The 20,224-nt window shown below is 71.3% G+C and carries 16 protein-coding genes; 9 read left to right on the plus strand and 7 right to left on the minus strand.

The window, feature by feature from the left end; translation table 11 throughout:
* Positions 1-28 precede the first annotated feature (28 nt).
* Together IEZ08_RS21310 and IEZ08_RS21315 are read right to left on the minus strand one after the other, a co-directional pair.
* On the minus strand, positions 29-796 hold the full coding sequence (locus IEZ08_RS21310) for a class I SAM-dependent methyltransferase (protein ID WP_068921507.1): 768 nt from the start codon (positions 794-796) through the stop codon (positions 29-31).
* A gap of 73 nt (positions 797-869) precedes the next feature.
* Positions 870-2,075: an acyltransferase family protein gene (locus IEZ08_RS21315; protein WP_229803369.1), complete on the minus strand. Its 1,206-nt coding sequence runs from the start codon at positions 2,073-2,075 to the stop codon at positions 870-872.
* A gap of 143 nt (positions 2,076-2,218) precedes the next feature.
* On the opposite strand from IEZ08_RS21315, the gene pgfA reads away from it, so the two are divergent.
* Together pgfA and IEZ08_RS21325 are read left to right on the plus strand one after the other, a co-directional pair.
* Positions 2,219-3,142, plus strand: coding sequence for a cell envelope lipid trafficking protein PgfA (pgfA, locus tag IEZ08_RS21320; protein ID WP_068921509.1), 924 nt, complete (start codon positions 2,219-2,221; stop codon positions 3,140-3,142).
* Positions 3,143-3,332: 190 nt separating this feature from the next.
* Positions 3,333-4,448 (plus strand): NAD(P)H-dependent flavin oxidoreductase, encoded by a 1,116-nt coding sequence (locus IEZ08_RS21325; RefSeq protein WP_068921510.1) that lies wholly within the window; start codon positions 3,333-3,335, stop codon positions 4,446-4,448.
* Positions 4,449-4,622: 174 nt separating this feature from the next.
* Here IEZ08_RS21325 and IEZ08_RS21330 read toward each other — a convergent pair whose 3' ends face one another.
* The 4 genes from IEZ08_RS21330 to IEZ08_RS21345 form a co-directional block, all read right to left on the minus strand.
* Positions 4,623-8,171 (minus strand): NIDO-like domain-containing protein, encoded by a 3,549-nt coding sequence (locus tag IEZ08_RS21330; protein WP_203863439.1) that lies wholly within the window; start codon positions 8,169-8,171, stop codon positions 4,623-4,625.
* Positions 8,172-8,346: 175 nt separating this feature from the next.
* A complete protein-coding gene (locus IEZ08_RS21335; RefSeq protein ID WP_229803371.1) occupies positions 8,347-9,162 on the minus strand; it encodes a crotonase/enoyl-CoA hydratase family protein in 816 nt (271 codons plus the stop codon).
* 112 nt (positions 9,163-9,274) lie between these two features.
* The gene (locus IEZ08_RS21340) at positions 9,275-9,934 is read right to left on the minus strand and encodes a class F sortase (RefSeq protein WP_229803373.1); all 660 of its coding nucleotides are present in this window, start codon (positions 9,932-9,934) and stop codon (positions 9,275-9,277) included.
* Positions 9,935-9,941: 7 nt separating this feature from the next.
* Entirely contained in the window at positions 9,942-11,357 is a 1,416-nt protein-coding gene (locus IEZ08_RS21345) for a hypothetical protein (protein WP_189242771.1), read from the minus strand.
* Between the two features lie 376 nt (positions 11,358-11,733).
* On the opposite strand from IEZ08_RS21345, the gene IEZ08_RS21350 reads away from it, so the two are divergent.
* The 5 genes from IEZ08_RS21350 to IEZ08_RS21370 are packed head-to-tail and all read left to right on the plus strand — an operon-like array spanning position 11,734 to position 17,993.
* Complete coding sequence (locus IEZ08_RS21350) at positions 11,734-13,284, plus strand: acyl-CoA synthetase (RefSeq protein WP_189242772.1); 1,551 nt, start codon at positions 11,734-11,736, stop codon at positions 13,282-13,284.
* Positions 13,274-14,170: a Zn-ribbon domain-containing OB-fold protein gene (locus IEZ08_RS21355; RefSeq protein ID WP_189242773.1), complete on the plus strand. Its 897-nt coding sequence runs from the start codon at positions 13,274-13,276 to the stop codon at positions 14,168-14,170. Before IEZ08_RS21350 ends, IEZ08_RS21355 begins: the two co-directional genes overlap by 11 nt.
* Before the next feature lie 9 nt (positions 14,171-14,179).
* Complete coding sequence (locus tag IEZ08_RS21360) at positions 14,180-15,199, plus strand: thiolase family protein (RefSeq protein WP_189242774.1); 1,020 nt, start codon at positions 14,180-14,182, stop codon at positions 15,197-15,199.
* A 3-nt stretch (positions 15,200-15,202) separates the two neighbouring features.
* Complete coding sequence (locus IEZ08_RS21365) at positions 15,203-16,351, plus strand: thiolase family protein (RefSeq protein WP_068921517.1); 1,149 nt, start codon at positions 15,203-15,205, stop codon at positions 16,349-16,351.
* A 55-nt stretch (positions 16,352-16,406) separates the two neighbouring features.
* Positions 16,407-17,993, plus strand: coding sequence for an acyl-CoA synthetase (locus IEZ08_RS21370; protein WP_068921518.1), 1,587 nt, complete (start codon positions 16,407-16,409; stop codon positions 17,991-17,993).
* Between the two features lie 58 nt (positions 17,994-18,051).
* On the opposite strand, the gene IEZ08_RS21375 is transcribed toward IEZ08_RS21370, so the two are convergent.
* On the minus strand, positions 18,052-18,660 hold the full coding sequence (locus IEZ08_RS21375) for a hypothetical protein (protein WP_068921519.1): 609 nt from the start codon (positions 18,658-18,660) through the stop codon (positions 18,052-18,054).
* Positions 18,661-18,756: 96 nt separating this feature from the next.
* Between IEZ08_RS21375 and IEZ08_RS21380 the strand changes: the two genes are divergently transcribed.
* Positions 18,757-19,323, plus strand: coding sequence for an ArsR/SmtB family transcription factor (locus tag IEZ08_RS21380; RefSeq protein ID WP_189242775.1), 567 nt, complete (start codon positions 18,757-18,759; stop codon positions 19,321-19,323).
* Positions 19,316-20,206 (plus strand): SRPBCC family protein, encoded by an 891-nt coding sequence (locus IEZ08_RS21385; protein WP_068921521.1) that lies wholly within the window; start codon positions 19,316-19,318, stop codon positions 20,204-20,206. Before IEZ08_RS21380 ends, IEZ08_RS21385 begins: the two co-directional genes overlap by 8 nt.
* Positions 20,207-20,224 lie beyond the last annotated feature (18 nt).

Below are 20,224 nucleotides of genomic sequence, written 5' to 3' on the forward strand. Positions count from 1 at the left end.
GGTCGTCCTGCCGGGCCGGCGCGGGCGTTCAACGGCGGCGCAGGATCAGCAGGAGGTTCCAGGTGACGATCTCCCGGAGGCCGGGGAGGCGGATCACGGTGCTCGCCCAGCGCGGGTGGTAGCGGGGAAGCGCGTCGACGATCTCGACGTTTGAGCACGACCTGGCCCACTTCAGTGCGGCACCCACGGAGACGGCGTACATGCTCTCGCCGTAGACGTTCTTGGGCCGCTTGCCGTGGACGCGCTGGTAGCGTCGCGCGGCCCGGTGACCGCCCAGATAGTGCCAGGGAGAGGTCTCGTGGCCGCCCCACGGCGAGAGCCAGTTGGTGAAGGAGAGGTAGACGAGGCCGCCCGGCCGGGTGACCCGGACCATCTCGTCGGTCATCCGCCACGGGTCCGGAACGTGCTCCAGCACGTTCGAGGAGAAGCAGACGTCGATCGTGCCGTCGGCGAGGGGGAGGTCCAGCGCGCTTCCCAGAATCGCGCCCTCCGGCGGAGAACCGTCCCTCATGCTCATCTCGCCCGCGTCGCAGTCGACGCAGACCGGTCGCGCGCCCGCCTCACGCAGGGCGTCCGCGAAGTAGCCCGGACCGCCGCCCACGTCCAGCACGAGCCTGCCGTCGAGCGGAGTGTAGGCGGCGAGCTGGGCGACGGTGTCTCTCGCCAGCAGCCCGTAGAAGAAGTCGGGGTCGGTCTGCTCCTTGCGGAAGGCGCTGAACAGTCGCACCGACCGGCGCAGGTCGGCACGGAACGGTGCGGCGGTCTTCGCCGTCTCCGCGGAAGGGACGTCGGTCATCGGGATGGGGTCCTCACTGCCGTAAGATCGTTGTGATGGTTCTGGCCTGTTCCACTGCGTCGCGGCGGGCCCTTCACACGGGCGCTCGCGGGAGGCGGCGACGTGAGCCGAGCCGGCGGGCGGGTTCCTCGACGAACCGGTAGGTGAGATCGGCCAGCACCACCGTGAAGAACGTCACGGCCACCAGGTTGACCGGGAAGTTCCCGGTCCAGGGCTCCTGGTCCGTCATCTCGTACCAGAGGAACAGCACGACGAACTGCCAGAGGAAGACACCGTAGGAGATCTTGCCCAGATAGCGCATGATCCGGCCGGAGAGGAACCTGTTCAGCGGGGTGTCGTCCGGGGCGGACAGCGCTACCGGGGCGACCAGGGCCACAGCCACGATGCCGTACAGCGCCAGCTCGAACAGGCCGGTCCAGAGGTTCTCGACGCCCAGGAAACGCACCCCGGTGACCGGGGAGGCGGCGAACCCGAAGGCGATCGCCGCCACCGACCAGCACGATCCCCAGGAGGCGGTGACGGCGCGGGCCGTCCGGGAGGCGGGTCCCTCCGGCTCGGCCCGGGCCCAGACGATGAGCACGGCCAGCGCCATGCCGCCGGCGAAGTACGCCAGCGATCGGGGAAGCCAGAGGTTCAGGTGCGGTTGGTAGAAGGGGACGAAGGAGAACACGGCCCAGGCGTAGGAGATCGCCGCCATGGCGGCCAGTCCTCTGAGCAACCGCCGGGCCCGCGCGCCGGGGGCCGGCCCGGCCCGGCGCGCGTACCGGCCGAGGACGGCGGCGATGACGGGGAGCGCGAGGTAGAAGCTCATCTCCACGGACAGGCTCCACATCTGGGCCAGTCCCTTGGGGCCGAGCCCGAACCACCAGGGATCGGGGTTGTAGTTCTGACCCAGGAGGAGCAGGTAGAGCCAGGTGCCGACGTCCGTCACATGGTCGCGTGACCAGGCGAACATCGCCACCACGACGACGAGCCAGTAGGCGGGGAGGATGCGCAGCGCGCGCTTGCGCAGGTAGGTCCGGACGCTCTGGCCGGGACCCCCGGTGATGGCGGCGACGGCGAAGGGGCGGTAGAGCAGCAGACCGGACAGAGTGAAGAAGATCGGGACGCCGATGTCACCCCGGGAGAGCAGCGCTCCCATGTAGGTGTCCTTGAGGGCCTCGCCGGACTCGATCGCCACATGGTAGAGCAGCACGGTGAGGGCGGCGACGGCGCGCATGCCGTCGAGGGCGTCCAGATAGTCATCGGCACCCGGTGGTCGCCGGGTGCCGGGTTCCAATCTAGAACTTGTTTCGGTCACTTTTCCGCATCCCTCGGTGACGTGAGTGATCGGCGTCACTAACATACTGGCCGGTAGCAACTCATTTAAGTAGATTTCACCCCCCATGCAAACCTGCATCAGCGGGACCCTCAGGAGGATCGATGCGCCGAGTGGTCGGAATTGTCCTTATAGCTGTCGGGGCGTTCCTCATCGTTCTGGCGCCGCTCGTGCGGTTCCAGATCGGGGGCAGCCTCATCGCGGCGCCGGCCGACCAGTACGGGGTCAGCACGCTGGAGGCCGAAGGGGCGCAGTACTTCAGCGCCAAGGACCTCAAGGTGATGACCGGGCAGCTCGGCATCACGGTCACCACGCGCGGAGACGTGAGCCAGGCCGACGGCGACCGGGTCGTCTGGGACGAGTTCACCGTGGTCAACGACGTGACGAACAACAACCCGGGCATCTCGATCACCGAGCGGCGAAGCGCCTTCAACAAGTTCACCGGCGAGGGCATCACCTGCTGCGCGGTGAACATCGACAAGAAGCCGGTCAAGCTGGAGGGCCAGATCTACAAGTGGCCCTTCGACGTCGAGAAGAAGACCTACAAGGTCTTCAACTCCACCGCGGGCATGGCGTTCGACGCCAAGTTCGTCGCTGAGGAGCAGGTCAACGGCCTGCTGGCCTACAAGTTCGAGCAGACGGTTCCGCCCACCAAGACCGAGACCCGGACCGTGCCCGCCTCGATCATGGGTCTGACCGGCACGACCGGTGACGTCCAGGTGGACCGCGTCTACGAGGGCAAGAACACGTACTGGATCGAGCCCACGACCGGCTCTCCGGTCCGTCAGGAGCAGCAGCGCAACGAGGTCCTGAAGACCCAGGACGGCACCGGCACTCCTGTCACCGCCCTGACGGCCGTCGCCAAGATGACCCCCGAGACCGTCAACCAGCTGGTGAACAACGCTCGCGAGAGCAAGAGCCAGATCACCATGATCAAGACGACGATCCCGCTGGTCCTGCTCCTGGTCGGCCTTCTGTTGCTGGCCGGAGGGTTCCTGGCGCTCCGCGGCGCCGGCCGCAAGGTGTGACGGCGGAGGAGCAAATGATCGCACGGCCGCCGGCGGACCCGCCGGCGGCCGTCCGCGTGCTGCCCGGAGCGGTCTGGCGCCGACTGTCGCGTTGAAACGTGTTCTTGTTGTTGCTTCCCGTGGATACCGACAGAATATTCTAGAGTAGAACGCGTTGCAGTTTGCTTGGCGTGCGCCGTACGGTGAATCCATGCGGACACGTGTCACGGACATGTTCGGAATCGAGTTTCCGATCTTCGCGTTCAGCCACTGCCGGGATGTCGTCGCCGCGGTCAGCCGCGCCGGCGGGATGGGCGTGCTCGGCGCGCTCTACTTCACTCCGGAAGAGCTCGAGATGGAGCTCAAGTGGATCGACGACCACGTCGACGGCAGGCCGTACGGCGTCGACGTGGTCATGCCCGCCTCCTACGCGGGGGCCGACCTCGGCGTCGACTCCCCCGAGGACCTGGTGGGACGCCTGCAGGGGATGATTCCCGAAGGCCACCGGAAGTTCGTCGACGACCTGCTGGCCGCGCACGGGGTTCCGCCGCTGTCGGAGGAGGCCGACGCGGGCAAGGTGCTGCTCGGCTGGACCGACGCCACCGCCCGGCCGCAGGTGGAGGTCGCGCTCAAGCACCCGATCGCGCTGCTGGCCAACGCGCTCGGCCCGCCCCCCGCCGACGTGGTCGAGATGGCCCATGCCAAGGGCGTCAAGGTGGCCGCGCTGGCCTCCACCCCCCGGCACGCGGTCAAGCAGGTCGAGGTCGGCGTGGACGTGGTGGTGGCGCAGGGGACCGAGGCGGGCGGGCACACCGGTGAGATCTCCACGATGGTGCTCATCCCGCAGGTCGTCGACGCCGTCGAGGTGCCGGTGCTGGCGGCCGGGGGCATCGGCAACGGGCGCCAGATGGCGGCGGGCATGGCCCTGGGCGCCGAGGGCGTGTGGACCGGATCGATCTGGCTGACCGTGGAGGAGGCCGACACCCCCGAGATGGCCAGGCGGCGCATCCTGGAGGCCACCTCCCGCGACACCGTCCGCTCTCGCTCGTGGACCGGAAAGCCGGCCCGGCTGCTGAAGAACGAGTGGACCGACGCCTGGGAGTCGGCCGAGTCGCCGGGCACGCTGCCGATGCCGCTGCAGTTCATGCTGGTCTCGGACGCGCTGCGGAGGATCGGCCGGTCCGACGCCGCCGAGCTGGCGACCTTCCCCGCCGGTCAGATCATCGGCGCCATGAACCAGGTCAAACCGGCCGGGGACGTGGTGTTCGGCATGGTCGAGGAGTATGTCGAGGCCATGGAGCGCCTGAGCCGCCTGACCGAGGGCTGAGGCTCAGGGGCGCCGCCGTGAACGGTACCGAGTGTCGGATGCTCACGACGGCCTCCCCGGGAAACCTCGCTGCCGGGTGACGGCGGCCCGGCCCCCGGGGGGCGGCGGAGGCCGGTGCGCTCCGAGGCGATGGGACCGGTCGGCGGCGCCACGGCCGATGACCGGTCCACGTCGCTACGGCACTGTCCTGTCGGGGCGCTCGGAGATGCGGACGAAGCTGACGATCGTGTTCCCCGTCCGCTTGGCGAAGCGCACGTTGAGCTGGCCGTCGGTGACCTTCACCGTGTACTGACGGGTCACGGCGGTGTACGCGCCCGCCTCCAGGGCCAGGTCCAGCGCGGGGATCGCGAGCTGGCCCTCGACGATGACGTCGAAGACGCGCCGCCCCTCGCGCATGCTCCGGATCTCGGCGAAGCCCATCTCGACGGTGTAGACGCCGTCGGGCACCTGGTCGAACCGGTACTCCAGCATCCCCTCACGGGCCCGCCGGAACAGCTCCTGCTCGGTGGTGCCCGCGATCGTCCTGCTGGTCGTGGAGGTGCCGGTCCCGCTGCCCACATAACCGTGGCCGCCCGTGCCGTACCGCTGGTCGGGGGTCCACCGGTCACCGACGCCGTCGGTGACCGCCCTGGTGCCTCCCGCGTCCACGGCGACCTGGTGCTTGGGCACCACGACCTTCACGATGATCTCGATCTGCGGGTTCCGGCCGCTCGCCGAGCGCACCAGCAGCCTGCCGGTGCGGACGGTGCCCGGCTGGACGCCCGCGCTGGAGGCGGTGACCCTCAGCGTCGCCGACGCCCCCGGCCCCAGCTCGCCGGCGGCGGGGGTCACGCTGAGCCAGGACTGGGCGGGGTCGGTCACGACGGTGTAGGCCGTGGCGCCGCCCAGGTTGCTCAGCCCGACCGTGCCGGTCCGGGTGGCCTCGGCCGGCATCACCAGGGCCAGCTCGCCGGATGAGGCCGTCACCCGGCCGGTGGCCAGGGCGACGTCGATCCGGGTCCTGGCGCCGGCGGTGACGGTGATCTCCCGGGTGGAGGTCCCGTAGTGCTCCTTGGAGACCTCGACCTGGTAGTCGCCCGCCGGGACCTGCCCGAGGAAGGCGCCGTCCGGCCCGGTGGTGAAGGTCGCCACCTCGTCGGCCTCCCGGGTGAGCAGGGCCGTGGCCGCGGTCCGGACCTTCACCGTCGCGCCCGCCAGCGGCTCGCGGTCGTTGGCGTCGGTGACGACGCCGCTCAGCAGCCCGTGCCGGCTCGGGGTGAAGGTCAGGCCCCGTCCCTCGCTGATCGCGGCGGTGTCGTGGGAGTACTGCAGCGCGTCGGCGCCGTCCGGGCCCTCGATGCCGATCGTGGCGCCGATCCCGGAGTCGCGCTCACTGTTGACGTCGCGGTAGCGGTAGCCGATGGAGCCGTCCTCGCCCAGCAGCACCGAGAACGAGATGCGCTGGGCGGAGTCGGCGTAGAAGCGGGCGTTGCGCCATTCGATGACGAAGGTGCGCTCCGGCGCGGTCCCGGCGGTGGCGGTGTAGACCCCGGCCTGGGCGTCCAGGACGAGGTCGTCCCAGTAGGGGTAGACCGCCGTGTTGGGCGCGCCGGTGGAGGGCAGGGCCCCGTTGCCCGCCGAGGTGCTGGAGGCGGCGAAGCTCACGAACCCGTTGCTGCTGATCCATCCGCCGGTGTAGGTGGCGCCGTAGAAGGGGAAGGCGAACGGCAGCGTGACCGGCTGGGCCGCGTCGTCGCCGGTGAGCGGGTGTTTCTCGGTGCCCGCCACGTACGGTAGCGCGGCGCTCGCGCAGGTGTGCCCGAAGGCGTCGGTACGGCGCGGCAGCTCGACGTCCCTGGTCAGATCGGCGCTCACGGTGACCGGCACGGTGAGGTTGCCGGCGCACCGGGAGGCCGGGGTGACCTTCAGTTCGTACTCGCCGTGCGGCAGCGTGAGCCGGTACCGCCCGGCGGCGTCGGTGACCGTGCTGACCGGGGTGCCCGCCGCGGCCACCGTGGCGCCCTCCTCGGGCGCGCCGCCGACGGTGACCGTTCCCGAGACCGTGCTGGCGGGCAGCGCCGTCAGCGTCACGTCCTCGGTGACCGTCCGGTCGGCCACGACGGTGACGGTGGCGGTGGTCTCCCGGTACCCGAACTTCCCGGCGGTGAGCCGGTACTCGCCCGCCAGCAGGCGGGGCAGCGTGTACGTCCCGTCCGGCCCGGTGGCGACCGTGCGGCTCAGCGGCCCGGTGACGGTGACCGCGGCCCCGGGCACCGGCGAGCCACCGGAGGTGACGGTGCCGGTCAGCGTGCCGAGCGGGTCGTCGGGGGCGGCCTGGACCGACGCGAACGCGTCGAGCCGGCCCTCGCCCCAGACGTTGTTGTCCGCGGCGGTTCCGCCGCACCGGGTGTCGTCGACGTCGATCGCGGAGCGGTCGAGCAGCGCCCGGGTGGCGGCGATGTCGCCCTGCAGGCCGGGGGAGGCCGACCACATCAGCGCCACGGTGGCCGCCACGTGCGGGGAGGCCATCGACGTGCCGGAGAAGGCCCCGTAGCCGCCGCCCGCCACGGCCGAGCGCACGTTGACGCCGGGCGCCGCGAGGTTGGGCTTGATCTCGCCGTTCTCGCCGGCGCCGCGGGTGGACGAGCTCCAGATGGCGTTGGCGGAGTCGAAGGCCCCGGCGCTGTAGCTGGAGACGTACTGCCCGGGGGAGCCGCTGGAGTTGCAGCCCGCGCCCGAGAGGTTGCCGTTGGCGAAGGCGGGGAAGATGCCCGCCGCCACCCACGCCTCGACGACCTCCTTGTACCAGGGGTCGAAGCCGGCCCCGCCCCAGGAGTTGTTGACGATGTGCGGGGCCAGGTCGGGGCGGGGGTTGCGGCCGTCGAGATCGGTGGGCGCGAGGATCCACTGCCCGGCGGCGAGCAGCGAGGCGTCGCTGCAGGTGTTGCTCTCGCAGCCCTTGGCGGCGATCCACCGCGCGCCGGGGGCGACGCCGATGACGTTGGCGCCTTCACCGCCGACCATGGTGCCCATGGTGTGGGTGCCGTGGTCGTTGTTGTCGCAGGGCTCGGCGGCGGGGCACACGCCCGCGGGGTCGAACCAGTTGTAGTCGTGGCTGAGGGTGCCGTCGGCGTTCCTGCCGCGGTATCGGTCGGCCAGCGCCGGGTGGTCGAACCGTACGCCGGTGTCGATGTTGGCCACCACGATGCCCTCGCCGCGGCTGCCGAGCTCGTCCCAGACCCGGGGGGCGTTGACCCGGTCGATGTTCCACTCGACCGCGTCGACCCGCGCGGCCTCCTTGCCGGGTTGCGGCTCGGGCACCGCGGCGACGCGGGTGGGCTCGACCCGCTCCACCTCGGGCAGCTTGGCGATCTCGGCGGCCAGCTTGGCGTCGCCGGTCACCCGGACGGCGTTGACGATCCAGAACGGGGTGAAGCCCGCGCTCTCGGCGGCCAGGAGCTTGCGCAGGCCGGCCTGCGACGAGGCGGCGACCTCGGTCTTGGCGCGGTAGACCCGCTTGGCCTTCTCGTCCTTGGTCGTCGCCTCGCGGGCCGCGCTGAGGTCGGCGCCGCTCTTCATGCGCACCCAGAAGGTGGCCTTGTCGTCGGCGGCCAGGTCCGCCAGGACGGCTTTGTCGATCTTGTCGGGATCGGGCGCGGCCTGGGCCACGCCCTGCGGGATCATGAGGGCGAGGACGGCGGCCCAGATCAGGGCCGTCCTCCGGCGCCGGGGGGTGGGGGACACATGATCTCCTTCACGTCGGGGCGGCGGTGCACCGCCGGGCAGGGTGACGTGGGATGGACGTGATCTTTACCGCCCATGTGGAGGATCATGAATCGCGCCTGTTGCCTTTTCAAGGTGTTGACAGGTTGCAATGCGACATGTCACGAAAAAGCAGGCTGCATTCCGTGACGTCGTCTCACTCGCCGCGGTAGACCGCGGGACGCTTCTCCCGGAAGGCGCGGGAGCCCTCCTTGGCGTCCTCGGAGCCGATCACCGGCCAGCCGACGGCGTCGGAGACCTTCAGGGCCTCGGCCTCGGGCATGCCCAGCGTCTCGCGGTAGGTGCGCAGGATGGCCTGGACGGCCAGCGGCCCGCATTCGGCGATCTGGGCGGCGGCCTCCAGGGCGGCGGCGAGGGCCTGGCCGTCGGGGACGACCCGGTTGACCAGGCCCATGGCCAGCGCCTCCCGGGCGGTGATCGACCGGCCGGTCAGCAGGATGTCCATCGCGAAGGCGTAGGGGATCTGGCGGGGGAGCCGGATCGCCGAACCGCCCATCGGGAACAGCGCGCGGCGCGCCTCGAACAGGCCGAGGGTGGCGGACTCGGCGACCACGCGCAGGTCGGTGCCGACGAGCAGTTCGGTCCCCCCGGCCACGGCGTAGCCCTCCACCGCGCAGACGATCGGCTTGCTCGGCAGCGCGTCCGGGTCCCGGAGCAGGCCCTTCCAGTGGAAGTCGGGGATCTGCGCGGCGCGCTCCCGGACCCGCGGGTCGTCGGAGGGGGTGCCCATGGCCTTCAGGTCGGCGCCCGCGCAGAAGGTGCCGTCCGCGCCGGTCAGCACGGCGACGCGGACCTCCGGCTCGGCCGAGACGTAGGCCCACGCCTCGGCCAGACCGATCAACATGTCCGAGGAGAGGGCGTTCTTCGCCTCCGGCCGGTTCATGGTCACCACGACGACGTGACCGTCGCGCTCGATCCGGCAGTGCGGCGTGCTGATCGGCAGCAGTTCCACGGACGACCTCCGCTGGTTAGCCATTAATTAGCCAAGCGCTTGTTAGGTCATCCTAGGTCCGGTACGGCCCGGGCCGCCAGATGGACTACGGCCCGGGCCGCCGGAGTACGGCTCAGGCCGCCAGATGGGCGTAGACGATGACGTTGTCCTCGTAGTGCCCGGTCGCCGCGTCGAAGGCGCCGCCGCAGGTGATCAGCCGCAGCTCGGGGGCGGCGGTGTCGCCGTACACCTTGGCGGTGGGGAACTCGTCCTTGTCCACCCGCTCCAGGCCGTCGACGGTGAAGGAGGCGACCGTGCCGTCCGCGCGCCTCACCTTGATCACATCACCCGGCTCCAGCCGGTGGGCCTCGGCGAAGACCGCGGGCTTGCCGTACGCGTCCACGTGCCCGAGGAGGACGGCGGGGCCCTTCTCACCCGGGGTCGGCCGGTGCCGGTACCAGCCGACGAGTCCGGGCCGCTCCAGCGACGGGACCTCGACGGTCCGGTCGGCGTTCAGGCCCACCGGCTCGACCGGCGCGCCCTTCACCCCGATCGCCGGGATGTCCAGGCGGACGGGCTTCGAGGCGGCCATCGCCCTGCCGGGGACGACGGCGAAGGCCGGCTTGCCGGCGGGCCGGGCGGTGTCCGCGGAGACGGACGGGACCGGGGTCGGCCCGTCGCCGACGGGCCCGCCCGACAGAGCGGACCCGGCGGCGAGGACGCCGCAGAAGATGGCCAGGGCCGCGCCGCCGGCGGCGACGGCGCGGCTCACGGACGCGGGACGGCCGGCCACGATCGGGTCAGCCCTCCTGGCCGCGGCGGCCGTACAGGGCCAGACCCGAGCCGCCCGCGATCAGGACGCCGCCCAGGGCCAGGGCCCCGAGACCGGAGGCCGGGCTTCCCGCCTCGGCGAGGCCGCCGCCGGTCTGCGCGCCGCCCCGGGGGGTGAAGTCGCCGCTGGGCCGGTACGGTGCCTTGACCGTCAGCCGGGCGGCGCTCTTCTGGCCGGTGGGCAGCTTGGCGACGAACCAGTAGGCGCCCGCCCCGGTGCTGGAGGGGACGTGGAACCGCTTGGCGGCCACGCCGTCCTTACCGGTCCAGACGGTGAACGTCTTGCCCGCCGGGTCGGTCAGGGCGATCGGGGTGCCCGGAGCCACGTACCGGGTCGAGACGACGGCGGTGAACTCGCCGCCCGCCACGACCGTGTGCGGGTCCAGGGCCAGGTGCAGCCGGCCCGCCGGGACGGGCTTCGGGGGGACGGCGACGGTCAGCGTCGCGGCGTCGGACGGCCCGCCGTGCAGGTAGGCCACGACCCTGTAGGGACCCGGGTCGGTGTCCCCGGGCACGGTCAGCTCGACCCGGGCGGTACCCCAGTGGTCGAGCCGGACCCGGTGGTGCCTGCCGCCGGGGTCCTTGACGGTGACCACGGTGCCCGGCTCGACGTTCTCGGTCGTGACGCCGGCGTAGTAGCTCTGCCCGGGCAGGACCTTGCGCGGCTCCAGCCGCAGGTCCAGGCGGGCGGCGGGCTTGACGACGGGGCGCGGGTCCCTGACGGTCAGGGTGCGCTTGGCGGTGCCGATGACCTTCTCTCCGAGGAGGATCTCCACGGTGACCGGGTAGGCGCCGGGCCTGAGGTCGTCCCGGACGGCGGCGGCGCCGGTGGCCCGGCCCCTGGACAGGACGACGGTGTGCACGCTGGAGAGGGCGGGGGAGCTGACGCGCGCGCCGGTGGCGCGGGGCTCCTCGGCGGTGACCTCGTAGCCGACCTTCTCGCCCGCGTACACGGCACCCGGGCTCAGCTCGAAGGTCACCCCGCTGAGCGGGGCGTCGGGCTTCTCCTCCGCCTGCGGCTTCTCCTCGGTCCTCTGCTCGGGCTGCGGCTGCTGCTCCGGTGCGGGCTCCTGCTCGGGTCCGGGGTCGGGCTGCGGCTTCTCCTCGGTCCTCTGCTCGGGCTGCGGCTGCTGCTCCGGTGCGGGCTCCTGCTCCGGCCGGGGCTCGGCCGGGGACTCCGGCGTGGACTCGGGCTCGGTCCCCCGCACCGGTCCGGTCTCGGCCTCGGGGCCGCGCTCCGTCGCGCCGCCGAGGTCCTGGACCTCGGGCACGGTGGTCGCGGAGCCGGCGGACGGGTCCTCGGCGCCGTCGGCGAAGGCCGGAGAGGCGGTCAGCACGGCAAGGCTGAGGGCGCCGGCGGCCGCCAGGGACTTGGTGAAACGCATGATCTCCCCCAGTGGGAGACGGCGGAGGGCCAACATGAGCCCAACTCGGAAACACCGTCTCGCGCTAGTCATCCTGGCTTAGTAAAAACCTTATTTAGGACATATAGCATTATTCGTGACGAAACTTGACTTTTTTCTTACCTTCCATGAGCTGTGCGTAACGGCCGGGGCGCTCGCAGTGATGGGAAGGTAAAGCCCCTACCTGGCGATCCTCTCGTAATCAAGCGCTTGCTCGGTATGGTGCGCCGGGGTTAGTCTGCCTCTGCGAACGGGAGCCCGTTCCCGTCCGCCACCTTCCGCGCCGCCAGAGTCCCGCGCTCCGATGGACGTGCCTCACTCCGGCGGCCCGGGGCCTTTCGACCTGGAGGGATGTCCGATGGGTACGCTCGGCTTCTGGAGGCTCGCGCAGGCGGATCCGGACTGGATCGCCGCCGTGGATCCGGACGGGACGGAACATCGAGCCGGCGACCTCCTCGCCCGGGCCAACCGTCTGGTGCACGGCCTGCGAGGGCTCGGCCTCCAGTCCGGCGACGGCATCTGCGGCCTGGTCCCCAACGGCGCCGACGGCCTGGTGCTCTACCTGGCCGCGCTGCAGGCGGGGTGGTACTACACGCCGATCAACTGGCACCTCACCGGCCCCGAGATCGGCTACATCGTCGCCGACAGCGAAGCTCGGGCCTTCTTCGTCGCCGAGCGCCACGCCGAGGAGGGCATGCGCGGCGCCGCCGAGTCGGGCATCGCGCCGGACCGCGTGTTCGGCTTCGGCCGGGTCGAGGGCGCCCGGCCCGTCTCCGACCTGACCGACGGGCAGCCGGACACCGCCCCCGGGGGCCGTACGGCGGGCGCCACCATGCACTACACCTCCGGCACCACCGGCCGGCCCAAGGGCGTGCGCCGCCCGCTCAACGGCCTGGACCCCGACGACGCGGCCGAGCTGATGACGTTCCTGCTGGCCATGTTCGGCATCACGCCGGGCAAGGAGAACGCCCATCTGGTCACCTCGCCGAACTACCACACCGCGGTCACCCAGTTCGGCGGTACGGCGCTGCACATGGGCCACACCCTCGTCTACATGGACAAGTGGGACTCCGAGGAACTGCTGCGGCTCTGCGAGAAGTACCGCGTCACCAACTCCCACATGGTCCCCACCCACTTCAAGCGCCTGCTCGCCCTCCCCGACGACGTCAAGCGCAAGTACGACCTCTCCTCCCTGAAATGGATGATCCACGCCGCCGCCCCCTGCCCGGTCCCGGTCAAGTGGGCGATGTTCGAGTGGTGGGGCGACTGCATCTACGAGTACTACGCCGCGACCGAGGGCGGCGGCACGCTCGCCACCCCCGAGGGCTGGAAGAAGTACCCCGGCACCGTCGGCACCGCCTGGCCGATCAGCGAGCTGCTCATCGTGGACGACAACCTGGAACCGGTCCCGACCGGCACCCCCGGCACGATCTACATGAAGATGGCGGGCGCCACCTTCGAGTACAAGGGCGACCGGGCCAAGACCGAGGCCAACCGGCTCAAGGACCACTTCACCGTCGGCGACATCGGCTACCTCAACGAGGAGGGCTTCCTCTTCCTCTGCGACCGCAAGGCCGACATGATCATTTCGGGTGGGGCCAACATCTACCCCGCCGAGATCGAGAACGAGCTGATGGTCCACCCCAAGGTCGCCGACGTGGCCGTGTTCGGCATCCCGGACGAGGAGTGGGGAGAGCAGATCAAGGCCGTGATCGAGCCCGCGCCGGGCATCGCTCCCTCTCCCGAACTGGCCGCCGAGATCCTCGACTCGCTCCAGGGCCGCCTGTCGAAGATGAAGTGGCCCCGGTCCGTCGACTTCATCGAGGAGATGCCGCGCGAGCCCAACGGCAAGCTCCTCAAACGCAAGCTGCGCGACCCCTACTGGAAGGACCGCGACCGTGCCATCTGAGGAACTGATCGCCGAGCACGTGCTGGAGTTCCCCGGCGGTTACACCCGCACGACCGGGCCGGTGATCGGGCGTTTCCTCACCGAGCTGAGGGACGGCCGCATCGTCGGGGTCCGCACGGCCGGCGGCCGTACCCTCGTCCCCCCGCTGGAGTACGACCCGGACACCGGTGAGGCGGTCACCGGCGAGTTCACCGAGGTCGGCCCCACCGGGACGGTGGAGGGCTGGGCCTGGGTGAGCGAGCCCCGCGCGGGCCACCCGCTGGAGCGGCCGTTCGCCTGGGCGCTGATCCGGCTGGACGGCGCGGACACCGCCCTGGTCCACGCGGTGGACGCGGGCGACGTCCGGGCCATGCGCCCCGGCCTGCGGGTCCGCCCCCGCTGGCGGACCGGGCGCACCGGGCACATCACCGACATCGAGAGCTTCGTCCCCGAGGTGACGAGGATCGTCTCCCCGGTCCGCACCGAGTACCGCGTCAGGCCCGGCAAGTCCCTGGCCCGCTTCCTGGAGGGCATCGAGCGCGGGATCTTCCTCGGCTGCCGGTGCGGCTCCTGCGGCAAGGTCTACGTGCCCTACCGTCTGTCGTGCCCGGAGTGCGGTGTCGCGATCACCGAGGAGACGGAGCTCCCGGACACCGGGACCATCACCACCTTCGCGATCAACAACCTCCCCGACCCCCGCGCCCCCGAGGTGCCGTTCGTCTCGGCTTACATCCTCCTCGACGGCGCGGACATCCCGATGATCGCCCTCGTCGGCGACGTCCCGGCGCACGAGGTGCGGCAGGGCATGCGCGTGCGGGCCGTCTGGGTCCCCGAGGAGGAGCGGACCGCGTCCATGTCCAACATCCGATGGTTCGCCCCGACCGGCGAGCCGGACGTCGAGCTGTAGGAGCGTAGCTTGCGTGAGATAGCGGTCGTGGCGTTCGCGCAGACCCGGCACAGCGCGGTCGACGAGGGACTGGGCGAGCCCGAGCTGATCCTGCCGGTGCTCGACGAGGTCCGGGAGAGATCGGGTCTGCGGAAATTCGGCTTCACCTGCTCGGGGAGCTGCGACTACCTGGCCGGGGCGCCGTTCTCGTTCGTCTCCGCGCTCGACGCGCTCGGCGCCTGGCCGCCGATCTCCGAGAGCCACGTGGAGATGGACGCCGCCTGGGCGCTGTACGAGGCGTGGGTCCGGCTCCAGCACGGCGACGTCGACTCGGCGCTGATCTACGGCTTCGGCAAGTCCTCCCAGGGCGACCTGCGGGAGATCATGACCCTCCAGCTCGACCCCTACTACCTGGCCCCGCTCGGCCTGGACCAGGTCTCCTACGCCGCCCTGCAGGCCTCGGCGTGCGGCGCCGACCGGGCCGAGCTGGACGAGGTGGTACGGCGCAGCCGCGCCGCCGGCCGGGACAACCCCTACGCCCTCGACCTGCCCGACCCGTCGGGCGACGGCTACGAGGTCGAGCCGCTGAGGCCGTACGACGTCGCCCCGATCACCGACGGCGCCGCCGCGGTGGTGCTGGCCGCCGGGGACCTGGCCCGGGAGGTGTGCGAGCGTCCCGCCTGGATCACCGGCATCGCCCACCGCATAGACCCTCACTATCTGGGCATGAGAGATCTCGCCCGGTCGGCCTCCGCCGCCGAAGCCGCACGTGCGGCGGGGGTCGGCAAGGGTTCCCTCGACGTGGCGGAGCTGCACGTGCAGTTCAGCCACGAGGAGCGCATCCTCCGCCAGGCGCTGGAGCTGCCCGACTCCACCGTGGTCAACCCCAGCGGCGGCCCGCTGGCCGCCAACCCCGTCATGGCCACCGGCCTCATCCGGATCGGCGAGGCCGCCTCACGGATCATGGACGGCACCGCGAGCCGCACCCTCGGGCACGCCGCCAGCGGCCCGTGCCTGCAGCACAACCTCGTTACGGTTATGGAGGGCTGACCCATGGGGAACCGCTGCGCGGTGATCGGGGTCGGGCAGACCCACTACACGACCAAGCGCCGGGACGTCTCCATCGCCGGGCTGGTCCGCGAGGCGGCGGTCCGCGCGCTGGAGGACGCCGGGCTGACCTGGAAGGACATCGACGCCGTCGTCATCGGCAAGGCCCCCGACCTGTTCGAGGGCGTGATGATGCCGGAGGCGTACCTGGCCGACGCGCTCGGCGCGGCGGGCAAGCCGATGATGCGCGTGCACACCGCGGGCTCGGTCGGCGGCTCCACCGCGCTCGTCGGGGCCTCGCTGATCCAGGGCGGCGTGCACGACCGGGTTCTGGTGGTCGCCTTCGAGAAGCAGTCGGAGTCCAACGCCACCTGGGCCCTGTCCACGCACCTGCCGTTCAGCGCCTCGCTGGTGGTCGGCGCGGGCGGCTACTTCGCCCCGCACATCCGCGAGTACATGCGCCGGTCCGGGGCGCCGGACCACATCGGCACGCTGGTCGCCGTCAAGGACCGGCTCAACGCCCTGAAGAACCCCTACGCCCACCTGAAGATCCCGCAGATCAGCCGGGAGATGGTCGAGGCGACCCCGATGCTCTGGGAGCCGATCCGCTACCTGGAGACCTGCCCGTCGAGCGACGGCGCCTGCGCGATGGTCCTGTCGTCGGAGAAGGCGGTGACCGGGACCCCGGCCTGGGTCCTCGGTACGGCGATGCGCTCCGAACCGATCTTCCGGGCCGGGCGCGACACGGTGAACCCGCAGGGCGGCAAGGACTGCGCCGCGGACGTCTACCGGCAGGCCGGGATCGCCGACCCGCGCCGGGACATCGACGTGGCCGAGGTCTACGTGCCCTTCTCCTGGTACGAGCCGATGTGGCTGGAGAACCTCGGCTTCGCCGCCGAGGGCGAGGGCTGGAAGCTCACCGAGTCCGGCGCCACCGCCCTGGACGGCGACATCCCGTGGAACGCCTCCGGCGGCGTGCTCTCCAGCAACCCGATCGGCGCGTCCGGGCTGATCCGGTTCGCCGAGGCGGCGCTCCAGGTCCGCGGGATGGCGGGGGAGCGCCAGGTGGACGGGGCCCGGCGGGCCCTCGGGCACGCCTACGGGGGAGGCGCGCAGTTCTTCGCGATGTGGATGGTCGGCAGAGACAAACCCTAGAACCCCTCCCGGCGCCCGGAGCACCCGGAGCCCCTTGCGAGACAGGAGCCCCCCGATGGAGTTCAACCACGCAGATCTGTTCGAAGGGCTCGCGGACGCGATCGGGGACCGCGTCGCCGTCATCTGCGGTGAACACCGCATGACGTACGCCGAACTGGACGCGCACGCCAACCGGCTTGCGCACCACCTGGCGGCGGGCGGGGTCGGGCCGGGCGCGCACGTCGGCATCCAGCTCTACAACGGCGTCGAGTACATCGCCGGGATCCTGGCGGCGCTCAAGCTCCGGGCTGTGCCGATCAACGTCAACTACCGCTACGTCGAGGCCGAGCTGCTCTACCTCTACCGGGACTCCGACATCGTCGCCCTGCTGTTCGACGTGGAGTTCGACGAGCGGGTGGCGGCGGTCGCGCCGCAGGCCCCGCAGCTGCGGCACCTGATCGCGGTGGGCGGGCCGTCGGAGGTGGCCGGGGCGGTGCCGTACGAGGAGGCGCTGGCCGGGCAGCCGGAGACGCGCGGGTTCCCCGGGCGGTCGGGCGACGACGTCTACATCATCTACACCGGCGGCACCACCGGCATGCCCAAGGGCGTGATGTGGCGGACCGAGGACCTGTTCTTCGCCTTCGGCGGCGGGAACCCGTACGGCGACCCGCTGCCCACCCCCGAGGCCGTCGTCGAGCAGGCCCGCGCCTCCGGACCGATGATCATGATGGCGGCGCCCCCGCTGATGCACGGCGCTGCCCAGATGGCCACCTTCATCACCTGGTGGATGGGGGGAACCATGGTCTACGTCCGCAAGTTCGACGCGGCCGAGGTGCTCCGGACGATCCAGCGGGAGAAGGTCTTCACGATCAACATCACCGGCGACGCGATGGCCCGCCCGCTCGCCGAAGAGCTCGCCGCCGGCGACTACGACCTGTCGTCGCTGGCGATCCTCAGCTCCACCGGGGCGATCCTGACCGGCGCGGTCCGCGACCGCCTCCAGGAACTGCTCCCGAACACGATGTTCCTGGACAACTTCGGTTCCACCGAGTCCGGCTACACCGCCTCGGCGGTGCAGGGCTCCTCGCCGGAGTCCGGGCTGCGCTACCAGCCCAACGCCACCTCCGGCCTGGTCGTGCTCAACGAGGTGCTGGAGCAGGTCAAGCCCGGATCCGAGGAGATCGGCACGGTCGCCAGGAGCGGCCGGATCCCGCTCGGCTACTACAAGGACGAGGAGAAGACCCGGCGCACCTTCGTGACCGACGCGGCCGGGACCCGCTGGCTGCTCACCGGGGACATGGCCACGGTGGAGGAGGACGGCACGATCGGGATCCTCGGCCGGGGCTCGGTCTGCATCAACACCGGCGGGGAGAAGGTCTTCCCGGAGGAGGTCGAGGCGGTTCTCAAGGGGCATCCGGCGGTCTTCGACGCGGTGGTCACCGGGGTGCCGGACGAGCGCTGGGGCAACAAGGTCGCCGCCGTGATCGAGCCGCGCCCCGGCATGTCCCCGTCGCCGGAGGAACTGGACGCGCACTGCCGTACCCAGCTGTCCGGCTACAAGGTCCCCCGGGCCTTCGCCTTCGTCGACGAGATGGTCCGCTCCCCGGCGGGCAAGGCCGACTACCGCTGGGCTCGCGAGACCGTCCAGGCCACCGGGTCCTGACCGATCCCGTACGGTCCGCCGATGAAGATCTTCTGCTGATCGGACACGGAGGGTTCGGCTAATTCGGGGTGGTTTCGGCTGGGACGACGTCGACCACGAAGCGCACCCGGGTGGGGCCGAGTTCGCCGGTGATGCGCCAGCATCCCAGGTGGGGGAGGTCCACCCCGCCGGCCTGGAAGCCCGGGGCCGCGTAGCCGCGGGGTGCGTGGCCGTCGACCGTCTTCCCGGTCTTCAGGGAGACGGCGCGGATCCTCAGGGGCTCGTCGTGCCCCCGCCACCATGGAATCTTGAGGCTCCATTTCCCCCTGCCGTCGGGATAGCCGTGTCGTGCGGTCGCCGGCAGCGCCCACAGGTCCCCGCCGCCGAACCATCCCTGGGAATCCGCACCCTCGGAACGCAGCCACTCGCGCAGGGCCGGGGGTGGTTCGGAGGGACTCTCGGCGGGCCGGGTCACCGGGCAGGAGCCCGTTCCGGGGCTGGCCGGGGCGGGTCCCACCGTCACGGCCGTGGAGGAGGACGGCGCGGGCGTGGACGGCGCGTCCATGGACGGCGTCGGCGTGGCGGGTGCCGCCGCGGGCCGGGGTGAGGCGTCGCCGGGAGTGCAGGCGGCGGCCGTCCCGGCGAGCAGGAGGGCGCCGATCCATCGTCGGTGCGTCGGATGTGGCATCACGAAAATCAGTACTCGTGGGGGCGTTGATCCGTTCCGAGACCGTACGATGAGCCATTGACAGAAAGAGTTTTTATGTAAAAGATTGTTTTTGAGATGAGAGACGTCCTGTACCTGGAAGAGATCGAGCAGGCCGAGGCCCTGCTCAAGCCGCAGCGCATCGAGGTGCTGCGGCGCCTGGCCGAGCCCCGCACCTGCACCGAGGTCGCCGCGCTGCTCGGCCAGACCCCGCAGCGGGTCTACTACCACGTCAAACGCCTGGTCGAGGCGGGGCTGGCCGAGCAGGTGGCCGAGCGCCGGGTGCGCGGCATCAACGAGGGCGTCTACCAGGCCGGTGCCCGCTCCTACTGGCTCTCGCCCCGCCTGGTCGGCCGGATCGGCCGGCGCCGGGTGCGGGACGAGCTGAGCCTGGGCTACCTGCTGGACCTGGTGGAGGAGGTCCAGGCCGACATCGCCGCGCTCGACCGGGCCGCGCCGGAGCTGCCGTCGATCGGGGTCTCCGGCCGGATCCGGGTGCCGCCGGAGCAGCGCCAGCGCTTCCTCGACGAGCTGCGGACCACGCTGCAGGACCTGTTCACCCGCTACGGCGGCGCCGAAGGAGACGCGTTCAAAATCGCCGTGGCCTGCTATCCCGACCATCCTGGGGGGGAACCCGATGAGTGAGCCGATGATGATCCGCATCCGCGCGGGCGCACCGGCCAAGGCCGTGTACCACGCCCTGACCGACCCCACGGCGATGCGTGTCTGGCTGGACGAGCACGCCGAGGTCGACCTGCCGCACCGCTATGCCTTCTGGGGCCGCCACACCCTCGAAGGGGACGCGCCCCGCCAGCGCCTGCTCCACGCCGACGACCGCACGCTGCGATTCGCCTGGCCGCTCGGCGGCGAGGAGACCGTCGTCGAGATCCGGCTGGAGGAGCGGGGGCCGGAGGAGACCGAGCTGACGCTGACGCAGACCGGCCTCCCCTCCTTCGAGGAGATGGTGGCCGAGACCGGCGTCCTGAGCCTCGCGCACACCTTCTGGGCGGTGGCGCTCGCCAACCTCGTCGACCACGTCGAGGGCCGGGAGCCCACGCCGAAGTGCGACTTCACCTCTCCGGTGATGCGCGAGGAGGTGTTCATCGCCGCCTCGCCGCAGGCGGTGTACGACTCGATCGTCGATCCCGGGACGTTCGCCCGGTGGTTCGGGGCGAAGGTCGAGATCGAGCCGCATGTCGGCGGGCGCTGGGCGATGGGGAGCTTCGAGGCGGAGCCGTCCCCCGCCAGGATCACCGAGCTGGAACCCGGACGCAGGATGTCCCTGCTGTGGGAGGAGGGCCTGGTCGCCTCCTGGGAGCTGGAGGAGTCCGGCGGCGGGACGAAGCTCACCTTCGTCCAGAGCGGTTTCGACGAGGGCAACCCGCCGTACGGCGCGTGGATGGGCTGGCTCAGCGGCATCGCCGAGCTGCGCCGCTTCCATGAGCTGCGTCCCTGGCGCCCGATCTGGCTGGCGACCTACGTGGAGGGGATGCCCGAAGGGTTCCTCACCATCGGCGAGGACGCGTAGCCCGGGGGTCACGTCTCA

This window comes from Planobispora rosea (genome assembly GCF_014648175.1).
GTDB classification, from domain to species: Bacteria; Actinomycetota; Actinomycetes; order Streptosporangiales; family Streptosporangiaceae; genus Planobispora; species Planobispora rosea.

Excerpts from the sequence above, each read along its gene's own strand:
- IEZ08_RS21310 (WP_068921507.1), bottom strand. The coding sequence starts at position 796 with ATGACCGACGTCCCTTCCGCGGAGACGGCGAAGACCGCCGCACCGTTC.
- pgfA (WP_068921509.1), top strand. The coding sequence starts at position 2,219 with ATGCGCCGAGTGGTCGGAATTGTCCTTATAGCTGTCGGGGCGTTCCTC.
- IEZ08_RS21325 (WP_068921510.1), top strand. The coding sequence starts at position 3,333 with ATGCGGACACGTGTCACGGACATGTTCGGAATCGAGTTTCCGATCTTC.
- IEZ08_RS21345 (WP_189242771.1), bottom strand. The coding sequence starts at position 11,357 with ATGCGTTTCACCAAGTCCCTGGCGGCCGCCGGCGCCCTCAGCCTTGCC.
- IEZ08_RS21350 (WP_189242772.1), top strand. The coding sequence starts at position 11,734 with ATGGGTACGCTCGGCTTCTGGAGGCTCGCGCAGGCGGATCCGGACTGG.
- IEZ08_RS21365 (WP_068921517.1), top strand. The coding sequence starts at position 15,203 with ATGGGGAACCGCTGCGCGGTGATCGGGGTCGGGCAGACCCACTACACG.
- IEZ08_RS21370 (WP_068921518.1), top strand. The coding sequence starts at position 16,407 with ATGGAGTTCAACCACGCAGATCTGTTCGAAGGGCTCGCGGACGCGATC.
- IEZ08_RS21375 (WP_068921519.1), bottom strand. The coding sequence starts at position 18,660 with ATGCCACATCCGACGCACCGACGATGGATCGGCGCCCTCCTGCTCGCC.
- IEZ08_RS21380 (WP_189242775.1), top strand. The coding sequence starts at position 18,757 with ATGAGAGACGTCCTGTACCTGGAAGAGATCGAGCAGGCCGAGGCCCTG.
- IEZ08_RS21385 (WP_068921521.1), top strand. The coding sequence starts at position 19,316 with ATGAGTGAGCCGATGATGATCCGCATCCGCGCGGGCGCACCGGCCAAG.